Here is an 18,154-nt window from a genome sequence, read left to right on the forward strand (position 1 = left end):
ATCCACCCGCGCCGTCCCCTCTCCAGGGCGGCGCGGGCTCTGGATGGTCCTGATGCTCTCGCTCGCCGCCTGCGCGACCGCCGCTCCGACCCCGAAGGCGCTGCCGCCTGCGCCGATGGATGCGGTGCTGGCGGATGCCGTGGGCCCTGAGGGCTACCTGGGCACCGTTGCCGTGGTCGCCGAGCGCGGAACCGTGGTGTACCGCGGTGTGTTCGGCCATGCCGACCTGCAAGGCCGGCAGCCGCTGCGCGAAGACGCGATCTTCCGCCTCTATTCGATGAGCAAGCCCGTCACCTCCGTGGCGGCGCTGATGCTGGCGGAGGAGGGCAGGCTGCAGCTCGATGCTCCGGTCGCCACTTACCTGCCGGCATTCGCCGGCCTGCAGCGCGTCGCCGGCGGCAGCGTCGAGGCGCCTGAACTCGTCCCGGTGCAGCGCGTGCTCACCGTGCGGCACCTGCTGACCCACACCGCCGGATTCGCCACCGGTGGCGACGATATCCGTGTGGCCTCGGCCCTGCTGCAAGCCGAGGCGCCGGAAGATGCCACGGACCTGGCCGGCTACGCGCAGCGTGTCGCACGCGCGCCGCTGGCGACCGAACCGGGCACGCGCTTCCGCTACGACGGCGTCAACACCGAAGTCCTCGCCCGCGTGGTCGAAGTCGCTAGCGGGCAGCCGTTCGATGTCTTCCTGCGTACACGCATCTTCCGGCCGCTGGGGATGCACGACACCGGATTCGAAGTGCCTCTCGCGCAACGTGGCCGCATCATGGCGCTGACCACGCGCGATGCCGAAGGTCGGCGCGTGCTGGCCGATACGCCGTCCGCACGCGAACCCGGCATCCGGCTGCGCGCCTACACCAGCGGAGCGGGCGGTCTGTACTCCACCGCGGCCGACTACCTGCGCTTCGCGCGCATGCTCGCGGAAGGGGGCGCGCTCGAGGGCGTCCGCCTGCTGCGCGAGGACACCGTGGCGATGATGATGTCCGACCAGCTGGACCGCTTCGATCCGCCCGTGCCCGCGCCCGAGCCGGGCGAGGGCTTCGGTCTGGGCGGTTACGTCGTCACCGATCCGGCCGTCGCCACGCGGCCGGGATCGCGTGGGCAGTTCGGTTGGTCCGGCGCGGCCTCCACCTATTTCACCATCGATCGGGAGCGGGGCCTGGTGATCCTGTTGATGTCCCAGCACCTGCCCACCGAGGGCGCGCCGGCCCCGCCCAAGCTGGCCGCGCCGTTCTATCGCGCCGTCTATTCGGCGGTGACGCGATGAGCCGCGGGCAGGAAGGCGTATTGGTGGCGGGATCGGCCAACCTCGATTTCGTGGTTCGCGCCGACCATGTACCGGCGCCGGGCGAGACCGTACTCGGGCGCGACTTCGCCACGTTCCCGGGCGGCAAGGGCGCCAACCAGGCCGTGGCCAGCGCGCGCGCCGGCGGCGTACCCACGCGCATGCTGCTGGCCCTGGGCGACGATCCCTACGCCGTGGTGCTGGAAGCCGCGCTGGCCGATGCCGATGTCGCGCTGCATATCGTGCGCGTGCCGGACGCCGCCAGTGGCACCGCCTTCATCTGCCTGTCCGACGACGCGGAGAACGCGATCACGGTGGCACCCGGCGCCAACGCGGGCCTGCGGCCGCACCACCTGCCGTCGTTGCGCGGCATCGCTTATCTGCTGCTGCAACTGGAGACACCCCTGGACAGCGTAGCCAGCTATGCGCGACTGGCCCGCGAGGCTGGCGTGCGCGTGGTGCTGAATGCCGCACCCGCCGCCGCGCTGCCGCCGGGCCTGCTGGACAGCATCGACGTGCTGGTCGTCAACGAAGGCGAACTGGCCACGCTGGCGGGCGAGGGCGGCGTGGCGGCGCAGGCCGCGCGCCTGCCGGTGCCCTGCGTGGTCGTGACCCTGGGCGCGCGCGGCTGCTTCGCGCGGCGCGGTGCGGAAATCTTCCTGCAGCCCGCGTTTCCCATCGAGGCCGTCGACACCACCGCGGCCGGCGACACCTTCTGCGGCGCGCTGGCGGCGCGGCTGGCCGAGCATGCGGGGCTGGAGGACGCGCTACGCTTCGCCAGTGCGGCGTCCGCGCTGGCCTGCACCCGCCTGGGCGCGCAGGCCAGCATCCCGATGCGCGCAGAGGTCGAGGCCTGGCTGGCCGGGCATGCCGATGAACCCGCGCGGCGGGCCGCCCTGGCGGCCTACTGCGGCCTTTCCTGATCCCGATCAAGATCCTCACCCATGAACACCCCCGTTCCCCCCGGTTCCCACGCAGCGCCCGAGCGCGACGATACGCCGCACGTGGTGAAGACCGAATACAAGTTCTCGCACGTCACCACCCAGCGCTACCTGCCCACGCCGGGCAAGGCGCCGGGCTGGCCGTTCGCCGACATCGGCCAATGGAAGATCGACGCCAACGCCTCGGCCGACGACTGGGTCGCCGAGTTGAAGGACTGGCGACGCGAGCACCTCACCCGCATCGGCTACGACGACGCCAACTACCGCCGGCCGGAACTGCAGTGGGCGCAGCGCAACTTCGTGCATGCACAGGTGATGGTGGAGGACCGCTATCTCTACGATCCCGCCGCCGCCCGCTACACCGTTGATCGCTACCTCGATGATCTGGAAGCGCGCTACGGCGGCCTGGACAGCGTGCTGCTGTGGTGCGTGTACCCCAACATCGGCGTGGACGACCGCAACCAGTTCGACCTGGCCCGCAGCCTGCCGGGCGGGCTGGAGGGCCTTCGCGGCGCGATCGACGATTTCCACCGCCGCGGCGTGCGCGTGTTCCTCACCACCATGCCGTGGGACAACGGCACCCGCGACGAAGGCGAGCCCGACTGGCAGGCCATCGCGAAGATCGTCAAGGCGGTCGGCGCGGACGGCATCAACGGCGACACCTACAACGGCGTGCCGCGCGCGTTCTTCGATGCCTGCGATGCGCTGGGCCATCCCGTGGTGGTGCAGCCCGAGTCCACGATCAGCGCCGAGGAGCACCTGATCTGGAACGTGCAAAGCTGGGGCAAGAAGGCGCCGAACGAAGTCGTGCCGCCGGTGGCGAAGTTCAAGTGGCTGGAACCGCGCCACATGATCAACTATGAGAACCGCTGGGGCCGCGACCGCATCCACGACCTGCAGTACATCTTCTTCAACGGCGTGGGCTACAACGCGTGGGAGAACGTGTGGGGCCTGTGGAACCAGCTGACCCCGCGCGATGCCGAGTCGCTGCGCCGCATCGCCACGATCTACCGCCGGTTTCCTTCGCTGTTTGTCAGCCTGGACTGGCGCCCCTACGAGCGCACGTTACAGGCCGGCATCTTCGCCAGTCGTTTCCCGGGCGAGGGCCGCACGCTGTGGACGCTGGTCAACCGTCACGAGTACGTGATCGGTGGCGAGCAGCTTGCCGTGCCGCATGTCGAGGGCACGCGCTATTTCGACCTGTGGAACGGCACCGTGCTGGAGCCACGCATCCTCGACGGCCGGGCGATCCTGGAGACGACGCTGGAAGGCCGTGGCTTCGGCGCATTGCTGGCGCTGCGCGAAGGCGTGGAGGAAGCCGACCTGGAGGCATTCCTGGCGAAGATGGCGGAGTACGCGGCCACGCCGCTGGCCTCGTTGTCGGCGCACTGGAAAGCCCTGCCGCAGACGCTGCAAGCGATCGCGCCGACCGCGCCGCAGGCCGTTGCGCCCGACGGCATGGTGACGATCCCGGCGGGCGAATTCCTGTTCGCCGTGCAGGGCATCGAGATCGAAGGGCAGGTGTGGGAAGGCGTCGACGTGCAGTTCCCGTGGGAGCCGACCGCGCGCCGCCACCATCGCCACCGCATGCAGGTGGCAGCCTTCCACATCGATCGCCATCCGGTGACGAACGCGCAGTTCAAGGCGTTCGTCGACGCCACCGGGTATGCGCCACGCGATGCGCTGAACTTCCTCCGCGACTGGCGCGACGGTGCGCCGCAGACCGGCTGGGAGAACAAGCCGGTCACCTGGGTGTCGCTGGAGGACGCGCGCGCCTACGCTGCCTGGGCGGGCAAGCGCCTGCCGCATGGATGGGAATGGCAGTATGCCGCGCAGGGGACCGACGGCCGCCTGTATCCCTGGGGTGATACGTGGCGGGAGGATGCCGCGCCACCGGTGTTCCGCGGCCGCACGTTGCCGCCGCCGGCCGATGTGGGCATGCATCCCGCAGGGGCCAGCCCGTTCGGGGTGCAGGATCTTGTCGGCCATGTCTGGCAATGGACGGACGAATTCCACGACGAGCACACGCGTGCGGCCATCGTGCGCGGCGGCAGCGATTACGAGCCGCGCACCTCGCACTGGTATTTCCCGCAGGCCCGGCGGCTGGACCAGCACGGCAAGCTGCTGCTGATGGCGCCGGGCAAGGACCGCTCCGGTCGCATCGGCTTCCGCTGCGTGGTGGATGCCGCATGACGACGGTCGCCGCCACTGCGTCGTCGTCGGTCGTGCTTGGCGGCCTCCTCGGCGCTGCGCTCGACGCCAACCTGCGCGGCCGCCTGTCGCACTTCATCACCGCGCCAGACAGCCCCGCCATCGCGCTGTTCTCGCCGGAACACCGCGCACGCAACACCGAAGGCGACTGGTACGGCGAGCACGCCGGCAAGTGGCTGTCGGCCGCGGCCCGTGCGTTCGTCCGCAGCGGCGATGCCACGCTGGGCGACCACCTGCGGAAGGTCACCGATTACCTGCTCTCCGTGCAGGAAGCCGACGGCTACCTGGGCACGTACGCGGAAGAACGCCGCTTCACCCATCCACAACCGCCGAAGCCGCCGAGCTGGGACGGCGCCCCGGCGCTGCGCACGTGGGACATCTGGGTGCATGCCTACCTGATCCTCGGCCTGGTCGAAACCGCGCGCGCATTGCAGGACGTGCGCTACACGCGGGCCGCCGGACGCATCGCCGACCTGTGCGCGCAGGCACTGGCGTCGGGCATCGACATCACCACCCTGGGCAACCATCACGGCATGTCGGCCACCGTGCTGATGGATGCCGCGCTGGAGCTGCACGAGGAAACCGGCGAGCCGCGCTTCCTCGCCCTCGCGCAACGCGTGCTGGAGCAGGCCAACGCGCATCCCGCACTGCGCCTGCTGCCCGCGCTGGAAGCCGGTGCCGACGCCTCCGAGATCGCCACCGGCAAGGCTTATCAATTGCTGTGGAACATGGTGGCGCTGGTGAAGTTGTGCCGCGTCACCGGCAACGGGGACCTGCGCGACACGCTGGAACGCATCTGGCAGAACATCCGCGATCATCACCTGACCCTGGGCGGCGGTCCGTGGGGCGGCGTGGCGCACCGTTCGCGCGAAGTGTTCAACGCGCGTGGCAGCTTCAGTCCTAACGCCTACGTGGAAACCTGCTCGCTGCTGTCGTGGATCCAGTTCAACCGCGAGCTGCTGCGGCTCACCGGCGAGGCGCGTTTCGCCGAAGAGATCGAGCGAACCGCCTACAACGACCTGATCGGCGCGCAGGCGCCGGATGGCGAGGACTGGTGCTACTACTCGTTCCCGAACGGGCGCCGCGTTCATACCACCTACTGGCGCTGCTGCAAGTCCAGCGGTGCGATGGCGCTCGAGGAACTGCCGGCGCTGGCCTATGCCGTGGAGGGCGAAGCGGTCCGCGTGCAGCTGTACGGTCAGGGCGAAGCGCGACTGGCGCACCCCCGGGCCGGAACGGTGGCGCTGCGCCAGCACACCGGCTATCCGTTCGACGGCGAGGTGTCGCTGGACGTGCGTCCTGAACACGAAGCGACCTTCGACCTGCACCTTCGCATCCCCTCATGGGCCGAGGGCGCTACCGTGTCGGTCAATGGCGAGCCTGTGGACGTCGCCGTTGTTCCCGGTGCCTTCCTCATCCTGCGCCGCCTGTGGCGTTCCGACGACCATGTGCAGCTGGCGTTCCCGCTGCGGCCGATGCTGCACCGGCAGGTGCTGCGCAACGTGCAGGAATCGCGCGCGCCGGACGGTTCGGAGGTCCACCAGCAGGTGCTGGATCTGCACTACATCGGCCTCACGCGCGGCCCGCTGGCGTATGCCACCGAGCTGATCGACGGCTTCAAGACCGAAGAGACCATCCGCTTGCCCGACGGTCCGCAGGACGACTGGCTGCAGGTGCTGCCGGTGACCGACGATGAGGAGGGCCCGGCCATCTCGCTGCAGCCCGCCAGCCGGCCTCCGCTGCTGTTCTGGCCGTACTACCGCGCCGGTGGACGGCATGATGGCGCTTGGCGCCTGACCTGGCTGTCGCTGCCGCCGCCATGACCGCCTGCGCGCTCGCAAGAATTTGTGGCAGCAGAAGTTACGGCCGCTGGCTGTATCGCGCCCGCCACGTGGCACAGACTGGCCACCGCCCTTGCGGCGACGGCTGAAGGAGCCTCTTTCCCATGGACAATCCGTCTCCCTTCCGCTCGCGCCTGCGCACCGGCCCTGCCGGTCCGTTGAACGGGGTCAAGGTGCTGGACCTGAGCGCCTACATCGCCGGACCCTACGGCTGCACGCTGCTGGCCGACCAGGGCGCCGACGTGATCAAGGTCGAGCCGCCCGATGGCGACAACCTGCGCCAGTACCCGTCCACGCTGGAGCGCGAGAGCCGCGCCTTCCTCGGCGTGAACCGCAGCAAGCAGGGCATCGCGCTGGATCTCAAGCAGCCGGCCGATCATGCGGCGCTGCTGCGCCTGGTGCGCGAGGCCGACGTGCTGGTGCACAACTTCCGTCCCAGCGTGCCGAAGCGGCTGGGCATCGATTTCGACCGCCTGTCGCTGATCAATCCGCGCCTGATCTACTGCGCGGTGACCGGCTACGGCGAAACCGGGCCTATGAAGGACAAGGCCGGCTACGACCAGGTGCTGCAGGCCATGACCGGCATGTGCACACTGCAGGGCAAGCGTGGCGGCGCGCCGGAGATCATCTACGGCTCGGTGGTGGACTACTACGCGGCGGCGCTGCTGGCCGCGGGCGTGTCATCGGCGCTGTATGAGCGCGAACGCAGTGGGCGCGGCCAGTTCGTCGGCATCTCGTTGCTGCGCAGTGCGCTGACCATGCAGTCCGCGCGGATGATCTGGGCCGAAGGCGAAGCGCTCGACATCGGCCGCGACATGCGCTCCGGCGGCGTCACCGGCATCCATCCGGCGCGCGAGGGTTACCTGTACCTGTCCGCCAACACGCCGCGGTTCTGGAAGGCGCTGTGCCGGCTGACCGGCCTGGATGTGCTGGCCGACGATCCGCGCTACGACAGCGTGCGCAAGCGGGCCGAGCGTGCGGCCGAAATCGTGCCCCAACTGCACGCCGCGCTGCAGGCCCGCACGGCCATGGAGTGGGAAACCCACTTCGGCGACGAGGTGCCCTGCGCGGCCGCGCGACGCGTCGAGGACATGTTCGAGCATCCGCAGGTGCTGGCCGAGGACATGGTGGCGGAGATCGCGCATCCCGTGGTCGGCAGCTACCGCGGCGTCACCCGGCCGATCGCCTTCGGGCGCACCCCCGGGCCGGTGCCGTTCGCGGCGCCCACGTTCGATCAGGATGCCGAGCACGTACTGGGCACGCCGTCACCGCAGGCGCGCACGGCCGGCTGACGCGGGGCGCGCGGCGGCTTTACGCCGAATTTACGGCGGTGCGCGGGAAGCGCATGGCGGCTTTACGCGGTGCAGGACCAGACTTTCGCGGTCGGCGGAACGTCTTCCGCCTGGATCGCACGCATGTCTTTCATTTCCTTCGCTTCACGCAGGCGCGTGCCTGCGCTCGTCGTTTCTTCCCTCGCCGCCGGCCTGCTGTTGGCCGCCGTCTCGTCCGCCACGGCTGCCACCTTCACTGGTTCCGGCGCCATCAGCACCGACTACGTGTGGCGTGGCACCACGCAGACGCATGGCGATCCCGCGGTGCAGGCGGGCTTCAAGGCCGCAGCCGACAACGGTCTGTACGGCGCGATCTGGGGCTCGAACGTCGAGTTCGCCCCGGAAACGAAGGCCAGCAGTGAGATCGACGTCGCCGTCGGCTGGGGCGGGACGCTGTCCGAGGACTGGGCGCTCGACGTCAACCTCACCCACTACCGGTATCCCTCCACGACGGTCGACCTCAACTGGACCGAGGCCATCGGCACGCTGACCTGGAAGCAGAACTACTGGGCGCAGCTGGGATACTCCACCGAAGCGCTCGCCACCGACGAAGCGGGCGCCTACGCGCAGCTGGGCGCCAGGTTGCCGCTGAGCGAACAGGTCCGCCTGGAAGCCGCCGCCGGCTACTACTGGCTGGACGACGCCTACGACGACAGCTACGCACATGCCCAGCTGGGCGCCGTGTGGGCGTTCAAGGCGCCGTTCGAGCTGCGCGTTACTGCGCACGCCACCGACAGCAGCGCGAAGACGCTGTTCCCGGGCCTGGCCGGCTCGCGCGTGGAAGCGGCGCTGCAGGCCTCGTTCTGACGGCGGCCGTGCTCGCGTCCTTTCTCTGCATGTTGCTGGCGCTGGCGGGTTTGCTCGCCGGCGCCGGCCTTCTGTTCCTGCTGATCACGCGGCGCGCACGCACGCCGATGGATGACTCCCATGACTGAATTCCTTCTCGTTTTCGCGCTTGCGATCGCACTGGGCTGGCCTTTGGGCCGCTACCTGGCCGCGGTGATGCGCGGTGCCCCGATGCGGGGCGACCGGCTGTTCGGCCTGATCGAACGCCCCCTCTACGCGCTGCTCGGCGTCGATCCTTCGCGCGGCATGGGCTGGAAGGTCTACGCCAAGGCCTTCCTGCTCAGCAACCTGGTGCTGGGCGTGATCGTATGGGTCGTCCTGATGACCCAGGCCTGGCTGCCGCTCAATCCCAACGACATCCCCAACATGCGCTGGGACCTGGCGCTGCACACGATGGTGTCGTTCCTCACCAACACCAACCAGCAGCACTACTCCGGGCAGGCGCAGCTGTCGTACCTGGCGCACGCCAGTGCGATCGTCGGCCTTCAGGTGGTCACGCCGATGATGGGCCTGGCGTTGGTGGCGGCGACGCTGCGTGGGCTGTTCGGTGGGCGCGAAAAGAACGCCACTCCCGTGCGCGACGGCGCGGAGGCCGATGTCGGCAACTACTGGGCCGACGTGATCCGTCCTGCCGTGCGCTTCCTGCTGCCGCTGTGCCTGGTCTGGTCGCTGGCGCTGACCAGCCAGGGCGTGCCGGCCACGCTGCAGGGAGGTCCGGTGGCGACGCCGGTCGATGCTTCGGCGCAGATGGCGGAACAGAAGATCCCGCTGGGTCCGGTCGCGCCGATGGTGGCCATCAAGCAGCTGGGCACCAACGGCGGCGGCTGGTACGGCCCGAACAGCGCCGTACCGCTGGAAAACCCCACGCCGTTCTCCAACCTGCTGGAAACGCTGGCCCTGATCCTGATCCCCGTCAGCATCGCCTTCATGGTGGGCAGCTTCACCGGGCGCAGGAAATTCACCGCGCTGGTGTTCGGCACCATGCTGACGATGTCGCTGGTCTCCTCCGGCACGGCCGTGTGGTCCGAAAGCCTGTCCGGCACGTCCAGCGACATCGCGCTGATGGAGGGCAAGGAAGTGCGCTTCGGCGCCGCGCCGTCCGCGCTGTGGGCGGCCTTCACGACGCAGACGTCGAACGGCTCGGTCAATGCGATGCACGACTCGCTGGCGCCGCTGACCGGCCTGGTGACGATCAGCAACATGCTGGTGAACGCGATCTGGGGCGGCGTGGGCTGTGGCCTGCAGCAGTTCCTGGTCTATCTGCTGCTCAGCGTGTTCCTCGCCGGCCTGATGACCGGCCGCACACCGGAACTGTTCGGGCGCAAGATCGAGGCGCATGAGGTGAAGCTGCTCGCCGCACTGGTGCTGCTGCAGCCGCTGGCGCTGCTGACCTTCACCGCCATCACGCTGGCGGTGCCCTCGATCACCGGCAACTCCAACCCGTCGTTCCACGGCATCAGCCAGGTGTTCTACGAGTACGTCTCGGCGTTCGCCAACAACGGTTCCGGCTTCGAAGGCCTGGGCGACGCGACCCACTGGTGGAACCTCAGCGCCTCGCTGATGCTGGCGCTGGGCCGTTACCCCCCGCTGATCATCCCGCTGGCCATCGCCGGTTCGCTGGCGCGCAAGCGCGCCACCCCCGAAGGCACCGGCACCCTCAAGGTGGAAACCCCGACCTTCGCGCTCACCCTGATCGCCGTGGTCGTCATCCTGACCCTGCTGCAGTTCATGCCCGTGCTGGTCCTCGGCCCCGTCGCCGACCACCTGGCCCTGAGCGCGCTCTGAGAACACCGACATGACCCATTCCACATCTTCCGCACGCCACGCCGGCCGGGCGCCGGCCCTGCTCGACAGCGCGGGCTTCCGCGCCGCCGTGATCGGCTCCTTCACCAAGCTGGCCCCGCAGCACGCCTTCCAGAACCCGGTCATGGCCGTGGTCTGGCTGGGCACGCTGCTGGCCGCCGGCCTCACCCTGGCGGGCACCACCACACCGGGCATCGGCGGGTCGGCGACCGCGCTGCTGTTCGTCACCGTGCTGTTCGCCAACTTCGCCGAAGCCGTCGCCGAAGCGCGCGGCCGCGGCCAGGCAGCATCGCTGCGCCGCGCCCGCAAGGACCTCGTCGCGCGTCGCATCGACACGCCGCTGGGCGGCGCCGAACGCCGGCTTCCGGCCGCCGAACTGAAGCCGGGCGACTACGTCATCGTCTCCGCGGGCGAGCAGATCCCGGCCGACGGCGAAATCGTCAAGGGCCTGGCCACGATCAACGAATCCGCCGTCACCGGCGAATCCGCCCCCGTGCTGCGCGAAGCCGGCACCGACCGCAGTGGCGTGATCGGCGGCACCAAGGTGCTGTCCGACGAGATCGTGGTGAAGATCACCGCCGAGCCCGGGCACAGTTTCCTGGATCGGATGATCTCGCTGGTCGAAGGCGCCAACCGGCAGAAGACGCCGAACGAGATCGCCCTGGGCCTGCTGCTGCTGACGATGACGCTGACGTTCCTGATCGTCGTCGTCACGCTGCCCTTCATCGCCGGTTTCGTCGGCGCCAAGCTTGATCCGATCCTGCTGGTCGCGCTGCTGGTCTGCCTGATCCCCACCACCATCGGTGGCCTGCTGCCCGCCATCGGCATCGCCGGCATGAACCGTGCGCTGGCCGCCAACGTGCTGGCCAAGTCGGGCAAGGCGGTCGAAGTCGCGGGCGACGTCGATGTGCTGCTGCTCGACAAGACCGGCACCATCACCCACGGGGACCGCCAGGCCACGCTGTTCCATCCGCTGGCCGGCATCGACCGCGAGCAGCTGCGCGACGCGGCCATGCTGTCCTCGCTGGCCGACCCCACGCCGGAAGGCAAGTCGATCGTGAAGCTGGCGCGCGAGCAGGGCGCCACGTTGGTTGAGCCCGCGCGTGCCCAGTTCGTCGCCTTCACCGCACAGACCCGCATGTCCGGCGTGGACCTGCCGGACGATGGCCGCGGCCACGCGCGCCTCATCCGCAAGGGCGCAGCCGACGCCATCCTCAAGCACGTGCAAGCCCATGGTGGCGCCGCGCCGGCCGAACTCGCCGCACGTGTCGAACAGATCGCCCGCAACGGTGCCACCCCGCTGGTCGTCAGCGACGGCAGCCACGTGCTCGGCGTGGTGGAACTGTCCGACGTGGTCAAGCACGGCATCAAGGAGAAGTTTGCCCACATGCGCGCCATGGGCATCCGCACCGTGATGATCACCGGTGACAACCCGTTGACCGCCGCCGCGATCGCCGCCGAAGCCGGCGTGGACGATTACATCGCCGAGGCGCGCCCCGAGGACAAGCTGGCGCGCATCCGCCAGGAACAGGCGGGTGGCCGCCTGGTCGCCATGGTCGGCGACGGTACCAACGACGCGCCCGCGCTGGCACAGGCCGACGTCGGCCTGGCGATGAACTCCGGCACGCAGGCGGCGAAGGAGGCCGGCAACATGGTCGATCTCGACTCCGATCCGGCCAAGTTGCTGGAGGTCGTGGAGGTCGGCAAACAGCAGCTGATCACGCGCGGCGCGCTGACCACGTTCTCGCTGGCCAACGATGTGTCGAAGTACTTCGCCATCCTGCCGGCGCTGTTCGCCGGGGCGATCCCGTCGATGGCCGCGTTGAACGTCATGCAGCTGTCCAGCCCGACCAATGCCGTGCTGGCGGCGCTGATCTTCAACGCCCTCATCATCCCGCTGCTGATCCCGCTGGCGCTGCGCGGCGTGCGCTTCCGTCCGTCCGGCGCCACCGTGCTGCTGCGCCGGAACATGCTGGTCTACGGCGTGGGCGGCGTACTGCTGCCGTTCGCCGCGATCAAGCTCATCGACCTGTTGCTGGCCGCCGTCATCGGCGCCTGAGGACTTCCCATGACAATATCTTCTCCTTCTTCCACCGCCGCCGCGCCGGTCTGGCGCCCGGCTCTCGCGCTGGCGGGCGTGTCGCTGCTCGGGTTCGGTCTGCTGTACTCGCTGGCCGGCGTCGGCCTGGGTTCGGTGCTGTTCCCGCACCAGGCCGGCGGCAGCCTGATCGAGCGCGACGGCAAGGTCATCGGCTCCTCGCTGGTCGCCCAGCCGTTCGCCGACGACCGCTATTTCCAGTCTCGCCCGTCGGCGGCGCGCTACGATGTGATGGCGCTGGCCGGCAGCAACCAGGCCCGTACCAACCCCGACCTGCGCAGCCGCATCGATGAAGCGCGGGCCGCCGTCGTCGCGCGCGAGGGCGTGGCGCCAGATACCGTGGCCAGCGACCTGGTGACCCAGTCCGGCGGGGGCATCGACCCGCATCTCTCCCCAGCCGCCGTGCGGATCCAGATCGCCCGTGTCGCCCGCGCGCGCGGGCTGCAAGTGGACGAGGTCGAGCGCCTGGTCGCCGAGCACACCGCGGCGCCTCAGTTCGGCCTGCTCGGCGCACCGCGCGTCAACGTGCTGGAACTCAACCTGGCCCTGGATGGGGCCGGAAAACCGGAGTAATGCACCATGGACCACGACCGATGTCCCAAGGGCCTGGCCGGCCATAAACGACGCCTCGGCGCCTGGCGCCGCGAGGTGGCGTTCCGGACCATCCTCTTGATGGCCGCCATCGGCTATGCCGTGGTGGTCGTGGCGCTGGCTCACCATGTGCCACTGCGCTGACCGCATTCCGGACGCGGCGCGCGGTGGACGCATGACGACAACAGGCAGAATAGGCCCATGACCGACGCCCGCGAACGCCAGGCCGATGCCCTGATCGACCACCTGCAGCGAGAGCAGGGCGGGCGGATGACGATCTTCCTCGGCGCGGCGCCGGGCGTGGGCAAGACCTACACCATGCTCTCGCGTGCCCGCGAACTACGCCGCCAGGGCCGCGACGTGGTGGTGGGCATCGTGGAAACGCACGGCCGGGGCGAGACCGCCGCCCTGACCGAGGGGCTGGAGATCCTGCCGCGCAGGCGCATCGCCTACCAGGGCCGCTGGCTGGAGGAAATGGACCTGGATGCGCTGCTCGCCCGGCGCCCGCAGATCGCGCTGGTGGACGAGCTTGCCCACCGCAATGCGCCCGGCAGTCGTCACGAGCGGCGCTGGCAGGACGTGATCGAACTGCTGGACGCCGGCATCGACGTCCACACCACCATCAACATCCAACACCTGGAGAGCCTCAACGACGTCGTCCACCGCATCACCGGCGTGCGCGTCAGCGAGACCGTGCCGGATGCCGTGTTCGACCGCCTACGCGACATCGTGCTGGTGGACCTGCCACCGCGAGAGCTGATCGAGCGACTGCACCAGGGCAAGGTCTACCTGCCGGAGCAGGCATCGCAGGCGCTGCAGGCGTTCTTCTCGCCGTCCAACCTGATCGCATTGCGCGAACTGGCCATGCAGACCGCGGCCGATCGCGTCGACGCCGATCTGCGCGAGGACCAGGCGGCGCGCGGCCTGCCGGGCATGCCGCTGCGCCGGCGCGTGCTGGTGGCGATCGACGGTCTGGGCCAATCCGAGTACCTGGTGCGCGCGGCACGCCGCATTGCCGAACGTCGCGACGCACCGTGGAGCGTGGTGACGGTCCAGGTGTCCGATACGGTGGACGAGGTACGCCAGCGCGAAATCGACCAGGCGTTCGCGCTCGCGCGCCGGCTGGGCGCGGAGACCGACGTGCTGCGCGGCACGCGCATCGCCGACGCGCTGCTCGATCACGCCACTCAGAACGGCACCTCGACCCTGGTGCTGGGGCGAACGCGCGAGCGGCCCGTGGCGCGCATGTTCAACCGCACCCTGACCCAGCAACTGCTGCAGCGTGGCGCGCACTACGAACTGGTCATCATCAGCACGCCGGAGGCCCGGGCCCGCGCGCGCCGTGGAGGTCCGCGGCCCTGGGACCTGCTGGGCCGGCACGATCTGACCTTCGCCTTGATGGCGTCGATGCTGGCGGTCGGCGTGGCGGCGGTCGCGGAGCGCTGGGTCGGCCTGGACGATCTGTCGATGGTGTTCATCGTCGCGGTGGTGCTGGTGGCGGCGCGCACGCGCATGACGGCTGCGATGGTGGCCGCGCTTCTGAGCTTCCTGGCGTACAACTTCTTCTTCATCGAGCCGCGCTTCACTTTCAACATCGGCGCGCGGCAGGGCGTGACCACGGTGTTCCTGTTCCTGGTGGCGGCGCTGGTCGCCGGGCGCCTGGCCTCGCGCCTGCGCATGCAGGTGGTGGCGTTGCGCGCGGCCAATGCGCAGGCCACTGCGTTGCAAGCGCTGGGCCGGGACCTGGCGGGTGCGGCGGACCTGGGGCAGGTGCTGGCCGCCGGTCGCAAGGCGCTGGCGCGCGCGTTGTCGGCCGAGGCGTGGCTGCGGGTGCAGGGGCGGGAGGAACCGGACGGCGTCGCGTTGAGCGAGCTCGACCGCGCCGCCGCCGACTGGGCGCAGCAGCATGGCCAGCCTACCGGGCGCCATACCGACACGCTGGCCGGCGCGGGGCGCTGGTTCCTGCCGCTGCGCGGCGATCGCGGCAGCCTGGGCGTGCTGGGACTGCGCTTCGACGACGAGGCGCGCCTGCTGCCCGAGCAGCGCCGGCTGGCCGAGGCGATGGCCGAGGACATCGCGCAGGCGGTCGTGCGCACGCGCCTGGTGGCCGAATTGGAAGACGCGCGCGTCGGTGGCGAGACCGAACGCCTGCGTTCGGCGCTGCTGTCGTCGGTCTCGCACGACCTGCGTTCGCCCTTGGCCTCGATGATCGGCTCGGCCAGCAGCCTGGCCAGTTATTGGGACGCGATGAGCGGAGACGACCGGCGCGCCCTGCTGGAGACTATTCAGCAGGAAGGTGAGCGGCTGGACCGCTACATCCAGAACCTGCTCGACATGACCCGCCTGGGCCATAGCGGGTTGACGCTCAACCGCGACTGGATCGGCGTGGACGAACTGCTGGGCTCGGCGGTGCAGCGCCTGCAGCGCTACCAGCCGGGCGTACAGGTGCAGACTACGGTGGCGCCGGACCTGCCGGCGATCTGGGTGCACCCGGCGCTGATCGAGCAGGCGGTGTTCAACGTGCTGGAGAACGCTGCGAAGTTCTCGCCGCCGGATGAACCGGTGCGGATCGATGCGAAGCTCATCGACGGCGTGCTGCGCATCGACGTGAGCGACCGTGGGCCCGGCATTCCGGAAGACGAACGCGCGCGCATCTTCGACATGTTCTACAGCGTGGAGCGCGGCGACCGCGGTCGGCAGGGTACCGGCCTGGGGCTCGCGATCTGCCAGGGCATGGTGGGCGCACACGGCGGCAGCGTGCAGGCGCTGCCGGGGCCCGATGGCCGCGGCACGGTGATCCGGATTACCCTGCCGCTGCTGACGCCCCCGCCACAGGAATCGGTTTGACCTACAGCGCGCCACCGCCCGCATCCGCACCGCCGCCCCGCGTCCTGGTGATCGACGACGAGCCGCAGATCCGGCGCTTCCTCGACATCAGCCTGCGTGCGCAGGGGTACGTGGTGGCGCTGGCCGAGAGCGGCCATGCCGGACTGGCCGAGCTGGCGGCGCACGGCGCCGACCTGGTCGTTCTCGACATCGGCCTGCCGGACCTCGACGGCCACGACGTGCTGGCCGAGTTGCGCCAGTGGTCGCAGGTGCCGGTCATCATGCTGACGGTGCGCGACGGCGAAGCCGAGAAGGTCGCCGCACTCGACGGTGGCGCCAACGACTACGTCACCAAACCCTTCGGCGTGCAGGAACTGATGGCGCGCATCCGCAGCCTGCTGCGCGCGCGCATCGCCCCGGCGGATACGGCGATGGCGCTGTTCGACGACGGCCACCTGCACGTGGACCTCGGCCGCCGCGAAGTGACGCTGGACGGCGAGCCGGTGGCGCTGAGCCGCAAGGAGTTCGCCCTGCTCGCCCTGCTGCTGCAACACGCCGGCCGCGTGGTCACCCAACCGCAACTGCTGCGAGAACTCTGGGGTCCCACCCACCAGGACGACACGCATTACCTGCGCATCCTCGTCGGCAAGCTGCGGCAGAAGTTGGGTGATGATGCGACGGCGCCCAGGTATATCGCGACAGAGCCGGGAGTGGGGTTGCGTTTTGTGGGGGCGGGGTGAGGCACTAGCCTGTGTCCTTGCCGGGCGCAGCTACGGAGTCAGAACCGGTACGTGCGCCCGCTTGTGGAGGAAATCAGGCGTGCCGCGCTCGTTGCGTCCGGGGCGCGGTCCAGCACCGCGGACCAGATCTCCTCCGCCGTTGTCGCCCACTTGGTTGTTGGGGCGTACCAGCGGCAATGCCGGCCTCGTAGCGCTGGGTGTGGGACCCTCCATGAGGATTGGCTGGGAGCAGCAGGCGACCACTCGTGGAGGCGCACATCCTTGGCCATACAGAAGCACGGGCGATTGACTCCATCGAGCGATCGCCAGATCGACACATCCGTCCTGGTTAAGGTCGCCCGCGGCGAAGTAGTCCTTCCTGCCCATCCTCTGATAGGCATTGATGAGAACTTCGGGGGCCAAGCCGTAATTGGTCTGAAGGTAGTAGCCGATGTAGCTCCATCCCGTGTGTGCGGTCGCCAGGTCGGTCCGCCCATCGCCATCGAGATCCGTAGCAATCAGGGGGCCGGAGCTCGAATACCTGGCGATTTCGATGCTGGGGGCGAGATTGCCCTGCCCGTTCTGGAGATACAGGCGGAGGTTCGCTGAGTTTCTCGCTTCATCCAGCACCAGATCCCCGCGGCCGTCCGAGTTGAAATCTCCAACGACGAGCGATGCCGTGGGGTTGGATCCCAATGGCAGGGAGAGCACGATCGGTGAGGCATACCCGCCTCTGGCCATTGCCGGGTAGATCCGGAACTCCTCCAGTGGCCTGTTGAAGATCGTGCCAAGAATCAGATCGTCCAGACCGTCTCCTGTGACATCGCCGGTCGTTCGGGCGGCGGCCGAAGGCAATGGCAGCGTCGATACGCGGTCGAATGCGCCGTGGCCGTCGCCATGGATCACCGTAGCCGACATGTCGCTGGAATCGACGAGAACGTCGAGGTAGCCGTCCCGATCGACATCGGTGGCCACGATGTCATACGGATCGCCGGCCGCTGTCGTCTTCGATGCGAACGTACCATCCGCGTTCAAGCGGAGAATCATGATGCCGGTTCCGGTGGAGGTGATGATGTCGCCCACGCCGTCACCATCCAGGTCGGCGATCAGGAGCTGGTAAGCGAGATTGTTACCAGACTCTCCAATCTTGACGGCCGCATCCAGGTGACCATCGTCACCCTGATAAATGGCGTAGATCTCCATGCGGTTATTTGCCGGATTGGGGGCGTAAACCAGCGACAGGAACACGATGTCGTCCCGACCGTCGCCGGACACATCGCCCACGGCAATGGAGCGCGCCTGAGCGGTTGCCGGATCCGACAGGAAAACCGGTGCAGACATCGAATAGGTCTGCTGAGTCACGGCCATAGGGGGCATTGTTGCAAGCGGCGCGCCTACCCGGTCAGGCGAGGGGGCACTCGACCGGCCCGTCCGAACGCTGGCCCAGAAGCCGGAGGTACGGCGACTAAAGGTCGACGGGATGGCGGCCTCTTCCTGTTCGTCGGCGCGCGCGTAAATGAGAGCGCTTGCCGGAGCGCTGGACCAAAGGCGGGGAGAACGGTGGATGACGTCGCCCAGACTCTGCGACACCCAGAGTGCGCCCGCGCACGCCCCGCCAGCCACGATCATCAGCACCGCACTCGATCGCTTGTGCATCTCCTT

At 69.1% G+C, this 18,154-nt stretch carries 13 protein-coding genes; 12 read left to right on the forward strand and 1 reads right to left on the reverse strand.

The annotated features are described in order from the left end of the window. Positions 1-52: 52 nt before the first annotated feature. From IAE60_RS05925 to IAE60_RS05980, 12 genes are all read left to right on the forward strand, one after another. A complete protein-coding gene (locus IAE60_RS05925) occupies positions 53-1,267 on the forward strand; it encodes a serine hydrolase domain-containing protein (protein WP_187574229.1) in 1,215 nt (404 codons plus the stop codon). Beyond that, positions 1,264-2,208, forward strand: coding sequence for a ribokinase (locus tag IAE60_RS05930; RefSeq protein WP_187574230.1), 945 nt, complete (start codon positions 1,264-1,266; stop codon positions 2,206-2,208). Before IAE60_RS05925 ends, IAE60_RS05930 begins: the two co-directional genes overlap by 4 nt. A gap of 21 nt (positions 2,209-2,229) precedes the next feature. After that, complete coding sequence (locus tag IAE60_RS05935) at positions 2,230-4,419, forward strand: SUMF1/EgtB/PvdO family nonheme iron enzyme (RefSeq protein ID WP_187574231.1); 2,190 nt, start codon at positions 2,230-2,232, stop codon at positions 4,417-4,419. Further along, positions 4,416-6,260, forward strand: coding sequence for a glycoside hydrolase family 127 protein (locus IAE60_RS05940; protein WP_187574232.1), 1,845 nt, complete (start codon positions 4,416-4,418; stop codon positions 6,258-6,260). The genes IAE60_RS05935 and IAE60_RS05940 overlap by 4 nt, the downstream gene beginning before the upstream one ends. A 122-nt stretch (positions 6,261-6,382) precedes the next feature. Continuing rightward, positions 6,383-7,570, forward strand: coding sequence for a CaiB/BaiF CoA transferase family protein (locus tag IAE60_RS05945; RefSeq protein WP_187574233.1), 1,188 nt, complete (start codon positions 6,383-6,385; stop codon positions 7,568-7,570). Positions 7,571-7,693: 123 nt separating this feature from the next. Continuing rightward, complete coding sequence (locus tag IAE60_RS05950; protein WP_187574234.1) at positions 7,694-8,416, forward strand: TorF family putative porin; 723 nt, start codon at positions 7,694-7,696, stop codon at positions 8,414-8,416. Between the two features lie 120 nt (positions 8,417-8,536). Beyond that, entirely contained in the window at positions 8,537-10,240 is a 1,704-nt protein-coding gene (kdpA, locus tag IAE60_RS05955; RefSeq protein ID WP_187574235.1) for a potassium-transporting ATPase subunit KdpA, read from the forward strand. A gap of 10 nt (positions 10,241-10,250) precedes the next feature. Then, positions 10,251-12,317 carry a potassium-transporting ATPase subunit KdpB gene (gene kdpB, locus IAE60_RS05960; protein ID WP_187574236.1) on the forward strand — a complete coding sequence of 689 codons (2,067 nt, stop codon included), beginning with the start codon at positions 10,251-10,253 and terminating at the stop codon, positions 12,315-12,317. 9 nt (positions 12,318-12,326) lie between these two features. After that, positions 12,327-12,929: a potassium-transporting ATPase subunit KdpC gene (gene kdpC / locus IAE60_RS05965; RefSeq protein ID WP_187574237.1), complete on the forward strand. Its 603-nt coding sequence runs from the start codon at positions 12,327-12,329 to the stop codon at positions 12,927-12,929. A gap of 6 nt (positions 12,930-12,935) precedes the next feature. Next, positions 12,936-13,091, forward strand: a complete 156-nt coding sequence (locus tag IAE60_RS05970; protein ID WP_185895111.1) for a hypothetical protein — start codon at positions 12,936-12,938, stop codon at positions 13,089-13,091. A gap of 57 nt (positions 13,092-13,148) precedes the next feature. Beyond that, a complete protein-coding gene (locus tag IAE60_RS05975) occupies positions 13,149-15,794 on the forward strand; it encodes a sensor histidine kinase (protein ID WP_187574238.1) in 2,646 nt (881 codons plus the stop codon). After that, positions 15,791-16,513, forward strand: a complete 723-nt coding sequence (locus IAE60_RS05980) for a response regulator (protein ID WP_187574239.1) — start codon at positions 15,791-15,793, stop codon at positions 16,511-16,513. The genes IAE60_RS05975 and IAE60_RS05980 overlap by 4 nt, the downstream gene beginning before the upstream one ends. Positions 16,514-16,543: 30 nt before the next feature. Here IAE60_RS05980 and IAE60_RS05985 read toward each other — a convergent pair whose 3' ends face one another. Continuing rightward, entirely contained in the window at positions 16,544-18,148 is a 1,605-nt protein-coding gene (locus tag IAE60_RS05985) for an FG-GAP repeat domain-containing protein (RefSeq protein ID WP_187574240.1), read from the reverse strand. Positions 18,149-18,154 lie beyond the last annotated feature (6 nt).

This window comes from Pseudoxanthomonas mexicana, assembly GCF_014397415.1.
Lineage (GTDB): Bacteria > Pseudomonadota > Gammaproteobacteria > Xanthomonadales > Xanthomonadaceae > Pseudoxanthomonas_A > Pseudoxanthomonas_A mexicana.

Excerpts from the sequence above, each read along its gene's own strand:
- IAE60_RS05945 (WP_187574233.1), top strand. The coding sequence starts at position 6,383 with ATGGACAATCCGTCTCCCTTCCGCTCGCGCCTGCGCACCGGCCCTGCC.
- IAE60_RS05925 (WP_187574229.1), top strand. The coding sequence starts at position 53 with ATGCTCTCGCTCGCCGCCTGCGCGACCGCCGCTCCGACCCCGAAGGCG.
- kdpA (WP_187574235.1), top strand. The coding sequence starts at position 8,537 with ATGACTGAATTCCTTCTCGTTTTCGCGCTTGCGATCGCACTGGGCTGG.
- kdpB (WP_187574236.1), top strand. The coding sequence starts at position 10,251 with ATGACCCATTCCACATCTTCCGCACGCCACGCCGGCCGGGCGCCGGCC.
- IAE60_RS05940 (WP_187574232.1), top strand. The coding sequence starts at position 4,416 with ATGACGACGGTCGCCGCCACTGCGTCGTCGTCGGTCGTGCTTGGCGGC.
- IAE60_RS05970 (WP_185895111.1), top strand. The coding sequence starts at position 12,936 with ATGGACCACGACCGATGTCCCAAGGGCCTGGCCGGCCATAAACGACGC.
- IAE60_RS05950 (WP_187574234.1), top strand. The coding sequence starts at position 7,694 with ATGTCTTTCATTTCCTTCGCTTCACGCAGGCGCGTGCCTGCGCTCGTC.
- IAE60_RS05985 (WP_187574240.1), bottom strand. The coding sequence starts at position 18,148 with ATGCACAAGCGATCGAGTGCGGTGCTGATGATCGTGGCTGGCGGGGCG.
- IAE60_RS05930 (WP_187574230.1), top strand. The coding sequence starts at position 1,264 with ATGAGCCGCGGGCAGGAAGGCGTATTGGTGGCGGGATCGGCCAACCTC.
- kdpC (WP_187574237.1), top strand. The coding sequence starts at position 12,327 with ATGACAATATCTTCTCCTTCTTCCACCGCCGCCGCGCCGGTCTGGCGC.
- IAE60_RS05935 (WP_187574231.1), top strand. The coding sequence starts at position 2,230 with ATGAACACCCCCGTTCCCCCCGGTTCCCACGCAGCGCCCGAGCGCGAC.
- IAE60_RS05975 (WP_187574238.1), top strand. The coding sequence starts at position 13,149 with ATGACCGACGCCCGCGAACGCCAGGCCGATGCCCTGATCGACCACCTG.